Origin of the sequence: Pseudoalteromonas sp. APC 3893 (assembly GCF_030408095.1) — a bacterium.
GTDB lineage: Bacteria > Pseudomonadota > Gammaproteobacteria > Enterobacterales > Alteromonadaceae > Pseudoalteromonas.
On the sequence record NZ_JASDCD010000016.1, the window covers coordinates 1 to 11,719 of the forward strand.

At 38.1% G+C, this 11,719-nt stretch carries 10 protein-coding genes; 2 read left to right on the forward strand and 8 right to left on the reverse strand.

Annotated elements, in window-relative coordinates:
- Positions 1-207: 207 nt before the first annotated feature.
- The 3 genes from QMA12_RS15975 to QMA12_RS15985 all read right to left on the reverse strand — a co-directional run bounded on the left by QMA12_RS15975 (position 208) and on the right by QMA12_RS15985 (position 3,614).
- A complete protein-coding gene (locus QMA12_RS15975; RefSeq protein ID WP_290210634.1) occupies positions 208-1,806 on the reverse strand; it encodes a hypothetical protein in 1,599 nt (532 codons plus the stop codon).
- Positions 1,807-1,838: 32 nt separating this feature from the next.
- Positions 1,839-1,967 (reverse strand): hypothetical protein, encoded by a 129-nt coding sequence (locus tag QMA12_RS15980; protein ID WP_016898921.1) that lies wholly within the window; start codon positions 1,965-1,967, stop codon positions 1,839-1,841.
- A 672-nt stretch (positions 1,968-2,639) separates the two neighbouring features.
- Positions 2,640-3,614, reverse strand: a complete 975-nt coding sequence (locus QMA12_RS15985; RefSeq protein WP_290210635.1) for a transposase — start codon at positions 3,612-3,614, stop codon at positions 2,640-2,642.
- A 320-nt stretch (positions 3,615-3,934) separates the two neighbouring features.
- Between QMA12_RS15985 and QMA12_RS15990 the strand changes: the two genes are divergently transcribed.
- Both QMA12_RS15990 and QMA12_RS15995 read left to right on the forward strand, forming a co-directional pair.
- Positions 3,935-4,975: a hypothetical protein gene (locus tag QMA12_RS15990; protein WP_290210636.1), complete on the forward strand. Its 1,041-nt coding sequence runs from the start codon at positions 3,935-3,937 to the stop codon at positions 4,973-4,975.
- The gene (locus QMA12_RS15995) at positions 4,975-6,513 is read left to right on the forward strand and encodes a hypothetical protein (protein ID WP_290210637.1); all 1,539 of its coding nucleotides are present in this window, start codon (positions 4,975-4,977) and stop codon (positions 6,511-6,513) included. Before QMA12_RS15990 ends, QMA12_RS15995 begins: the two co-directional genes overlap by 1 nt.
- A gap of 419 nt (positions 6,514-6,932) precedes the next feature.
- On the opposite strand, the gene QMA12_RS16000 is transcribed toward QMA12_RS15995, so the two are convergent.
- From QMA12_RS16000 to gcvH, 5 genes are all read right to left on the reverse strand, one after another.
- Positions 6,933-7,109: a hypothetical protein gene (locus QMA12_RS16000; RefSeq protein ID WP_290210638.1), complete on the reverse strand. Its 177-nt coding sequence runs from the start codon at positions 7,107-7,109 to the stop codon at positions 6,933-6,935.
- A 191-nt stretch (positions 7,110-7,300) separates the two neighbouring features.
- A complete protein-coding gene (locus QMA12_RS16005; protein ID WP_290210639.1) occupies positions 7,301-7,585 on the reverse strand; it encodes an addiction module antidote protein in 285 nt (94 codons plus the stop codon).
- A gap of 5 nt (positions 7,586-7,590) precedes the next feature.
- Positions 7,591-7,887 (reverse strand): type II toxin-antitoxin system RelE/ParE family toxin, encoded by a 297-nt coding sequence (locus tag QMA12_RS16010; RefSeq protein WP_290210640.1) that lies wholly within the window; start codon positions 7,885-7,887, stop codon positions 7,591-7,593.
- A gap of 349 nt (positions 7,888-8,236) precedes the next feature.
- Positions 8,237-11,128, reverse strand: coding sequence for an aminomethyl-transferring glycine dehydrogenase (gene gcvP / locus QMA12_RS16015; protein ID WP_290210641.1), 2,892 nt, complete (start codon positions 11,126-11,128; stop codon positions 8,237-8,239).
- 165 nt (positions 11,129-11,293) lie between these two features.
- A complete protein-coding gene (gene gcvH / locus QMA12_RS16020; protein WP_087532384.1) occupies positions 11,294-11,683 on the reverse strand; it encodes a glycine cleavage system protein GcvH in 390 nt (129 codons plus the stop codon).
- Positions 11,684-11,719 lie beyond the last annotated feature (36 nt).

The window sequence follows — 11,719 nt, forward strand, 5'->3', positions numbered from 1 at the left end:
TGGTAAAACAGCATACGAAAAGTAAGGGTTCAATAAGAAGTAAGTGCGTAAGAGCATGTTATGACGATGCTTTTAGGGAAGAATTGTTGTTTGGTTAACATCATTAACAAAGTGTGCTCGCGCCCTGGTTAATCTATTTCTCTTCCTCGAACTCGTTCTGAATAAAGTTTGCAACTAACATTCGATAACTTATGAATACAACAAGATTTATAGTTGAGCGTACTGCATATTATGATTACCCATTAAATTGTACAAACTTTTCAAATTACCTTCTGACTCTGGGTCATCCCAACCTCTCAACCACCTTACTTTGATACCCAAATATTGTGCCCAAGCCACTGCTTTTTTCATTTCTTTAAATTTACCATTTTTAGCGCATGACTCTATGTACTGGTTAACAAGCAGATATTGATTCCGACCAGCACTATACTTAGCCTGATTAAACGCTTGCTCATAATACATATAAGATTTTTCGAATGATTTATGATGGTAGTAATAATTTGCATAACACCAATTACATAACCACCCCAAAACATTATCAAGCTCAGCTTGCTTCAATTCATTATGATAATTATAGATGTTATCCAAAGAATCATAGCTATTCTTTAGTAACATACCTTCATTAAGTAACTCGATAAATTTTGATGGTATCTCTTTTATAGCTAGAGTTAATGCCAGTTGTGTTAGTACTTGGTGACCAGTAAAAGAGCCAACATGAGCTAAAACTAATTTAGCCTTTTCTATTTTGTTTAATTCTTGAAAAGATTCATGCGCTATATAACTTTGTAATACCTTAGTACCGTGCCCAATATCTAGTGCATAATGCTCCCAATACCTAGAAACCTCATAAAAATAAAGCCGATTAATATCAACTTCACTCGTTAAACCGGTAGATTTTTTTAAACCCTTTATTGATTTATCTAACTTTGAATTTATGCGGTATAACCTACCAGATTGACCTTTAACATGCTCAATGCAACTAATTAGATATTCACGGCCAAAATTACTTTCCAGTTTTCTAAAACAATAAGAAGAAACTCGCCCAATAAATAAGATTATTTTTAAGCGCTGCCTTTCTGATTTACTAAGTAACCTTCTCAAAGAGCCATTAGAAGGACACTCCAACAATGACAATGAATATTCCAAATTGTTAAACAGTGAACTAATGCTTGGAATTTGATCAGTTGTGCTCCAATGCTGAGCATTTTCTAAGTTCTGGTTTGCTCTGTAATCATCCACACTTTTATCTGGGTAGTGAAATGATGATTGGCTAATAGATAAAGACTCATAAATGAGTTGCCATGCTTTCCTTAATGGCCAGTTAATATTTTGCCCTTCAATATCGGGCAAAGCCCATACTTTTAAGTTTGGTAGATTGAGTTTTGAGGCTGGCACATTTATTTTTAAGTAGTTCTTATAAAAAGAAAGTAAAACCCGATCTAATAAATATTGTTGGATAAACCATTTTGAAGAGTTTCTTTTATTGAGATATGTACCATCATCAGCTAAAACACTTTTATAAGTGACGAGCAGGTCTTCAACAGATTCCAATACCATAAAAATAACTCTCTCTTCACCTAAAGCACTTTCAAGCAATAATCTAAGTGAATCAATTAACTCTTCAAGCTTACCATCAATTTTCGAGCTTTCGTCAGCCAAACGTTTTAACTTGGTTTGCAGCTTTTTCTTGTTACTCTCGCTCAAGAATGAATTACTTCTATCCTTTTGTGCCAGAAGCCCAGTAATATTAAAAATCTCACGAACAAGTTCACCGATAGTCGGGAATGTAGCTTTATTATTTTCCATTTAAATAAAGGGCCTCAAGGGCCCATTCCTTATTATTTTTTGCCACTTTTAGGAGCAGCATTACCTCTATCTCCACCTGATTTATTGCCCGTAGTAGATGGCCAGTTACCACCAGGGCCTGGATGACTAGAAGCGGGTTTTGATGAATTAGATTTTGCCATAATAATATCCTCAATAGTTAATTAGTAATAAAGAAGCAACAGCTCTGCCATTGCTTCAAGTAAAACTATAACTTTGCCATTTAATTCTGACTTCAGGCATTTTGGAAACAAAAAATGGTAATTAGCTTAACTGTTTAGAATTTGGTAACAAAATACTAACTTGTCATATTACTGATTTCTTTAAAATGTCTTCCGTCTCAGCACTCCTACGGACCTATATTTCTGTCTAGCTAGTCCCCTGAGTAACGAACAAAAATACCATCAAGGCAGGCCTCAAAAAGTAAGTCATCGATAATGTCCATAGACATATGGTTTTCTCTCAGATCAAATCTCATTAAGGCTTCACCCTGAACGCGAACAAAGAAACCCAAAGCGAAACCCAAAGGGGTCAGCGAAACCCAAAGGGGTCAAATCTTGACTTCAGACATCAAGCAATCTCGAAGCTTTTCCAATTGTAATTTAACCTTTTTATCTTCAACCATTAATGTATTCAACCTACCGACAGCTTTAGATATTGCCGAATAGTGTTCAACATTAAAAACATCTGCTAAAGCCTGCAAATTTAATCCCGTTAAATCTTGGCATAATTTAATAGCAAACCAGCGTGGTAAATTTTTCTCTTTTCGCCCCTTTTTAACCGCTATAATCTCATCAACTTCAAACCCAAAGGGGTCAAATCTTGACTTCAGACATCAAGCAATCTCGAAGCTTTTCCAATTGTAATTTAACCTTTTTATCTTCAACCATTAATGTATTCAACCTACCGACAGCTTTAGATATTGCCGAATAGTGTTCAACATTAAAAACATCTGCTAAAGCCTGCAAATTTAATCCCGTTAAATCTTGGCATAATTTAATAGCAAACCAGCGTGGTAAATTTTTCTCTTTTCGCCCCTTTTTAACCGCTATAATCTCATCAACTTCAACATTAAAGTATTGAGCTAAGTAAGCTATAACATCATCTGCTGAGTGCTTTTTACTAACAAGCTTTCTTTCGCTATCTGACTTGGCAATATGGTCTTTTATGTTTTCAATAAAGTCCTCACAACCCAGAACCGACAATAACTTTTTAGCACTATAAAAAGCGCTTATTTCTTTATTATTTTCAAATTCAACAAACTGTTTATAAGCAGCATATTTACGCTTTTTGCCTTGGAGCGAAAATATAAAATCCCGAACGAGCCACTTAGGCACCGCTACCCTTTTAATGAAAGCGGAATAGCTAGACCATTGATACTTAGCAAGGTCATCTACTAACGGGGTGCTCGTTTCAATTGGATTGCGATGAATATACCGACTAACATGCAATAAGTAGTTATCAGCATCCACCAGCACCGCTTTGTAGCGCCCTCGAAATAGCGCACCATCTGTATTATGTGTTCTGTTAAAGTATTGAGTATAAAGGCCATTAATATGCTTCATAGCTCGACCTAAATTAGCATCAGGCGTTTTTATTAGCAGATGGTAATGATTGGTCATTAAACAATATGAATGCACTTCAATATTAAAGCGAATATTTGCTTGCTCAATGCAATATAAAAAATACGTAAAATCGTCATCACTCAAAAAGGTATTTTCACGCCCTCTTCCACGATTCATCACATGATAAAACGCATTTTCATACTCTATTCGCAGCGGCCTAGACATAATAATAAACTCAATGAGCAATAAACTATAAATCTAGACCATTGATGTATGAAGTCAAGATTTGACCCCTTTGGTCCTGGTTTTTTGAATAAAAGATCAAGAAAACACTGCTGCCTGCTTGACCGGAACTTTCTAATGGGTGACCCCTTTGGTTTCATTTGAGGAATTTTTGTGTTGAATATAAATTCATGTCATATCTTTATTATATCTTTTTCTGTAAAATCTAACCTAACAGCCCAATTTAACTGTACAAAGAAACAGTATTATTCTACAGTTAGAATAAAAACGCATTTCGACAAATAATAATAGGTTGTAGCTATATGGAAAACTTGGAAGTCCTTGAATATTCGTTACATAGAGTTGATGTTAAAACAGACGCACCAGTGCCAATGGCACTAGATGGTACAGCTGAAGGTTTAAAAACATATACTGAATTAGTTTTGAAAGAATTGTTAGAAAGCCCCCGTAGTCGTTATTTTCAATTTAAAGATATGGATGAGCTTGTACCATCATCGCTTGTTGCAATATCTAGTGGTGAAGATTGGACAGCTAAATCAACTCAAATAGCCCAGAAATTGTATGATGTTGAGCTTATAGTTCAGGATAAAATTAAACAGTTAACTGATGTTCGAATGGGTGGATTACTACAACTTAAAATCAGACATAATGAATCTTTAAAGTTTGTTATTATCAAAATTGATAATAGTGAATATCTTGATGAAGACAATTTAGATTTAAAGTCTGGTTTACCTACATCAAAAAGTCGTTTGCAAAAAGCTGCTGTAATTACTTTTACACCAGAACATACTGTAGATGAAGTTATTGTATCCGATAGTAAGTCAACAATTACTGAATATTGGTATTTATCCTTTCTAATCGCAGAGCAATTGCAAGACTCTGAAACCAATACAAAGAATGCATTTAATGCAATCGACAATTTACTCACAAAAGAAGTAAAGAAGATATCACCCGTTGATTATTGGTTCCTGAGAAATGATATTGTTAATCACTTTAGAAATGAAGATTCTCTAGCTTATGATGAGCTTGTTGATAAGGTTAAAGCTCACAAACCTGAAACTGATGAATTCAAAGAAAAATTTGATTCTTTTGTCAAAAAGTTTGAAGAGCTCCCCACAAAAGCAGCAAAGACATTTGATACACAATTTGATCTAGTATCTAGTTCAATCAAGGCCAGAATTGTTAGAAAAGTTATGTTAGATACAAACTTTGAACTACGTATAAATGGTGAAGTTGACGATTTGAAATCGCGAATTTTTGCTAGACATGATGATAAAGGTAAATTCATTAAAATATATTCTGACAAAGGATATGATGAATTTAAAACTGCTGAGGACAACTGATGTCTATTGCCAAGGAAATTTTAAAGCTTTTTGGTGAATTAAATGAAACTAGAATCGTAGAAAACTTTAGCATATACGAGTCTACGCATACGTTTAATTCATCAGCGGCTTTAAATGGGCTAAATGAAAAGTTAACTGAATATCTATCTGCCTTAAATAAGCTTGGAGTTGAGTTAACTCTGACTATTGAAGTGCAAGATCCAGTAAGGTTTATTACTAGTAACCTGGATACTGTGGCTGAAAAAGTTGAGTCACTAATTGATCAATTAGTGTATATTGATGATGATAAGATTAAGATTGAACTTAGGATTGATAAAGATCAATCCAAAAACTTTAACATTTTTAACTTTTCAAAATTTTGCGATCATGTTGAGTCATTAACGTTGCAAGAAAGCTTTGAAAAGTGGAATAAATTTAATTTTTCATCTCTAATCAAAATCAATGTCTGGGAAGATGTTGAACCATTTTCAACAGAGTCAATTATTTTTCAATCAGTATACCCGATTGATAAATCTTCTGTGAATCAATCCTTAACTGCTATTTGTCAGGATGAAAGAGCTAATCGTATTGAAAAACGAGATAAATGTGGCCACTTTGCAAATGCAGCTCAATTTAACTTTATCCCAAGTGATTTTAAGCCTTGTGTGACTAATAATATAGATCTTGAAAGGTACTTCAATGGTCTATTTAATACATTATTAATTATTTTTCTATCTGATTTTTCTTCTGTTGAATCAAATATTATCAAATACCGACTTAAAGGTTATAAATTACTTTCTGAAAGTATTAGTTTCGGTAAGTTAAAAGCGTATGATCCTAGTGAACTAAAGCGTATCTATGAATGGACTTATTTAGAGGGCAATTATACCGACAAAATAGGTCTTGCAAGAAATATAATATCAATCCACTTAGAAAATGAAACTCTACTCTCAATTGAAGCAGGAACATCAGACTCTGTTGAATCTGGTTATGATCTTTACCTTAAGGAAAATGTAAAACAGTACATTGAAATAAAGAATAAAATTTCTGAGTTTATACAAGATCAATCTGATAAAGCCTTAGAAATGACTAAAAGTATGTTTTCCATGTTTAAAACAGGATTATGGACTTTTACTACATTTTTTATAACTGTCTTTCTTCTTCGAGTAGTAAATAAGGGGACTTTCTCTGGTGCATTTAGCTTTGAAGTATTAATGATAAGTATATTGCTTATAGCTGTTTCATTTATATATTTAGCAATATCAATTCTTGAAATAAACTCTGATAGAGATCGTTTACTAGGTAAATATTCTGAAATAAGAAGTAGGTATAAAGAACTTTTAAATAAAAAGGATCTCGATAAAATTCTGAATGAAACGGAAATAACAAATACAGAAAGAACTTATATTAATACAAAAAGAAACCGTTACATTTGGGTATGGATAATAACAAATATTTTGATTCTTACTGTAGTAAGCATCCTTTACTGTTCATCCGTAAACGAAACTACAACAGAGGCAGCTCATGCCATTGAAGCTGCTAAAATTAAAAAAGCTTAATAAATATTGTATTTATAGAGATACTAAACATCAACCTTATAACAGTTCACTAGCACAGCCAATCGTGCAGCGAATATTCTAGTCTTTCCAAAAATGCGGAGGGTCAGGTCTTGCATCTTGCCAAGACCAAACACCAACCTCACGTTTAACACCCTTATCCCGTCATCACGCCCTGAAAATAAGCAATTGATGATTAATTAATTTCATGGATGAAATGAAAGCCGTGACTTCGCCAAGGGTGAAAAGCGTAGCTTTGAACGAGAGGCCACGGATGGCCGAACTGGGGAGCGTACATGGATGTGAAAGTCGGCGATTACACGGCGCTTACGTTCACATCAATTTTGTTTTGAAGGATTAAGCGTGATGCTCGGGTGCGCTGGGAGAGTCCAGAGAGGGGTCAGCGGCAGCCCCGTTTTGGCTCACCAAGCCAGCGCGACAAAACCTTGAATAAGGTTTTTAATGTAGGTCGAGGATTTATCCCGACAAAAGTTAGCAATAGGAACCATCAGCCAAGGTGATACAACTTTTGAGCTAAAGCCCAACCTACAAACCCACGCGCCAGCAAGCTCAGCGCCTACGGTAGTTAACTCTAACATTGGTGTAAACCATTCGTGGCTAAAGCCATCTCCTACGACCAATATTTAACCTCTGTGTAGCGAAGCGCATTTGAGCTCTCGGTGGTGAAATTCACTTATCCCCCTAAAAAGCGACCTACAAATAATCTTTATTCACTGGGAGCTGGCAATGGTATTGGAGAGTCGTTGGGTTTCGTTGCACTCTACCCAACCTACGTGACTTGTGTTGTAAGGCGAAAATTAAGTGCTTTCATCACTTTAAACACAGTTTCCCATCGAGGTTTGGTTTTACCATTCACCGCCTTATACAAGCTTTCACGGTTTAACCCTGTCGCCTTAGCAATATCGCTCACGCCATGCTTTTTAACCAATAAGCCCAGCGCTTCAATAAACGTGTTGGGATCATCATCAGCCAAACATTCTTCAAGGAAAGTATTAATTTCTTGTTGGGTTTCCATATAATCAAATGGGTTAAAATCTGATGTTTGTAAGGTCATAATCGTTACTCCAATTCACTTAAAAGGGCTTTCGCTTTACTAATATCTTTACTCTGCGTGCCTTTATGTCCGCCATTGAGTAGTAAAATAATCTCATTACCTTTAATTATGTAATAAACACGATAGCCTTTACCTACGAAAATACGCATTTCAGAGATACCACCACCAACGGGTTCACTATCTCCAAAGTTACCGTTAATAGCGCGCGTTATACGTTTAGCAATCGCCATAAATGCTTGCCGATCTTTTAGCTTTTTAAGCCACTTATCGAACTCGTCGGTTTTCTTGACATGATATTTCATAAACCAAGTGTAGCCCAAAGGCTACATACACACAATGTTATTTAAATTACAGACCGTAATGTTAAAACCAACAATATATTTTAAATCTCGGTGCAGCGCGAAGCGCCTCTGAGTTCTCTGTGGTGAAATTCACTTATTGCCCTAAAGGACGACCTACAAACAATCCATATTTACGTACTTGGGAGCTGGTAACAATAATGGAGAATCGTTGGGTTTCGTTTCACTCAAACCAACCTACATAAGCATTTTAAATGGTTTTTTACTAAGCAACAAAAAAGCCGCTACATTGCTGCAACGGCTTTTATAATTTTATCAATTCCCAATCTTTAATTGGAAGTTTTAAAAATTATTAGTCACGGTAAGTATCTACCGCTGGGCATGAACACACTAGGTTACGGTCGCCGTATACGTCATCGATACGCGTTACTGTAGGCCAGAACTTGTCTTTTGCTACGCTTGGTACTGGGAACGCAGCGTAGAAGCGGTCATATGCTCTGTCCCACTCATTACCAAGTACATCGCCTTGTGTATGCGGTGCAAACACTAGCGGGTTGTTTTCGATAGACCATTCGCCAGAGATTACTTTGTCGATTTCACCTTTGATTGACACCATCGCTTCGATGAAACGGTCGATCTCAACTTTAGACTCAGATTCAGTAGGCTCAATCATTAACGTGCCAGCTACTGGGAACGACATAGTTGGTGAATGGAAGCCGTAATCTTGTAGGCGCTTAGCTACGTCCATTTCAGTGATGCCAGACGCTTCTTTAAGTGGACGTAAGTCAACAATACATTCGTGAGCAACACGGTTGTTGCGACCACGGTATAAAATTGGGAAGTGCTGGCTTAACTCGTGAGTTAAGTAGTTAGCATTCACAATGGCCATTTCAGTGGCTTGTTTAAGGCCTTCGCTACCCATCATGGTGATGTAAGCCCATGAAATAGGTAAAATAGCTGCTGAGCCGTATGGTGCTGCTGATACCGCGCCGTTGCCTTCGTTAGTACCAGGTACGTTAATTACGCTGTGGTTTGGCATAAATGGCGCAAGGTGTGATTTAACACCGATTGGGCCAACACCTGGGCCACCGCCACCGTGTGGGATACAGAACGTTTTGTGCAGGTTTAAGTGCGATACGTCTGAGCCGATAGAGCCTGGGCTAGTAACACCTACTTGGGCGTTCATGTTTGCGCCGTCCATATATACTTGGCCGCCGTGCTGGTGCACGATGTCGCAAATTTCACGGATTGTTTCTTCGTATACACCGTGCGTAGACGGGTATGTGATCATGATACATGATAGGTTTTCTGATACTTCTTCAGCCTTCGCTTTAAGATCAGCCATATCAACGTTACCGTTTTTGTCGCAATCAACAACCACGATTTTCATGCTCGCCATTTGTGCAGATGCAGGGTTTGTACCGTGCGCTGAACTTGGGATCAAACATACATTACGGTGTGCATCGCCACGTGACTCATGGTATTTACGAATTGCGATTAAGCCTGCGTATTCACCTTGTGCGCCAGAGTTAGGCTGTAGTGATACGGCATCGTAACCGGTAATGTTAACCAACCAATCATGTAATTCGTTAATCATGATTTGGTAACCTTCTGCTTGGTCTAGCGGGCAGAATGGGTGAAGGTTAGCGAACTCAGGCCACGTAATTGGGATCATCTCAGCTGTCGCGTTTAGTTTCATAGTACATGAACCTAACGAGATCATTGAGTGGTTAAGCGCTAAATCTTTGTTTTCAAGACGCTTGATATAACGCAGCATCTCAGTTTCGCTGTGGTACGAATTAAAGTTCGGGTGCGTTAGCACTTCGTCATCACGTACTAGGCTTGCCGGAATTGACTCGCTACCGTTTGCTTCAATGTCTGCTGCGATTGTATCAACACTTAAACCATGACCTTCGCCTAATACGATATCGAAAAGTTCAGCTACGTCTGCGCGTGTTGTAGTTTCTGATACTGCAATTGAGTATTCGCCGTCGTGGTTTGTTGCAAAGTTAACGCCGTTTGCAACTGCACGTGCGACTACGTCATCTTTGTTATCGCTAACAACAGTTAGAGTATCAAACCATGTGCTGTGCTTAAGTGCTACGCCTTTAGCTTGTAGGCCAGCAGCTAAAATATCAGCAAAGCGATGAATACGCTGTGCGATTGTTTTTAAGCCTTGTGGGCCGTGGTACACCGCGTAAAACGCTGCCATGTTGGCAAGTAATACTTGCGCTGTACAAATGTTTGAGTTGGCTTTGTCGCGGCGAATGTGTTGCTCACGCGTTTGCATTGCCATACGTAATGCATCGTTACCTAAACGGTCTTTAGATACACCGATGATACGACCTGGTAATGAACGTTTGTACGAATCACGTGTTGCAAAGAATGCAGCGTGAGGACCGCCGTAACCCATTGGTACACCAAAACGCTGGGCAGAACCAAGTACGACGTCTGCACCTAGTTTTCCTGGTGCTTTTAATAGCAATAAGCTCATGATGTCGGCAGCAACACAGGCAATCGCTTTTTTGCTTTGTACGCCAGCGATTAAATCAGTGATGTCTACCACTTCACCTGATGTTGACGGGTATTGGAATAACGCACCAAAAATCTCGTGATTTACGGCATCAGCCGCAGGACCAACTACAATTTCAAAACCAAATTGCTCGGCTCGTGTTTTCACTACGTCGATTGTTTGGGTATGGACGTCATCAGCGATAAAGAAGATATTCGCTTTTTTAGCTTTAGATACACGCTTTGCAAGGCCCATTGCCTCAGCAGCAGCGGTTGATTCGTCAAGTAATGATGCACTTGCTAAATCAAGACCTGTTAGGTCTAGGGTCATAGTTTGGAAGTTAAGTAATGACTCTAAACGCCCTTGAGCAATCTCTGGTTGGTATGGAGTGTACGCTGTGTACCAGCCTGGGTTCTCAAGTACGTTACGTAAAATTACATGTGGTACGTGAGTTGGGTGGTAGCCTTGACCAATATAAGACTTGAACACTTTATTTTTGCTGGCTACTGATTTTAAGTAGCTTAGTGTTTCAACTTCAGTGCGGCTTTCGCCCACTGTTAGGCCTTGCTCTAAGCGGATGCTTGCAGGTACAGTTTGACCGATCAGCTCTTCAACACTCGATACTCCAAGAGCACTTAGCATATCGCTTACTTGTGCTGGGCTTGGCCCAATATGGCGGCGAATAAAATCTTGCGTTTGCTCTAATTGTTCAAGAGATTTGGCGTTTGACATTTGTCCAGATTCCTATGATCCAAAAAATAAATGGTTATCACTAATGGGTGACCAGCAATAACTTAAAAGCTTTTTGATTTAGTGACTTACAATGTATGGAAAGGTAAGCGGTAAAATCATAAAAGCCCCGTCTTTGGGGCTTTTAATATCGAATAAAACTAATAATTAGTCTTCGTCGATGGTGTTTGCATAGCCTTCAGCGTCAAGCAAGTTTTCAAGCTCAGACTCATCAGATGCTTTAATGCGAAATAACCAACCGTCGCCGTAAGCGTCGTTGTTTACAGTTTCAGGTGCATCTTCAAGCTCATCGTTGATTGCAACGATTTCACCGCTGATTGGTGCATAGATATCTGATGCTGCTTTAACTGACTCTGCAACAGCACAATCTTCACCAGCGTCTACTTCGTCGCCAACTTCTGGTAATTCAACAAATACCATGTCGCCAAGAAGCTCTTGTGCATGCTCAGAAATACCTACAGTAAAGGTACCGTCACCTTCGTTGCGAACCCACTCGTGTGAAGAGGCATACTTTAACTCGCTAGGGATATTGCTCATGTGTTTGTTCCTTTGGTTCTATATTGGGTGATAACA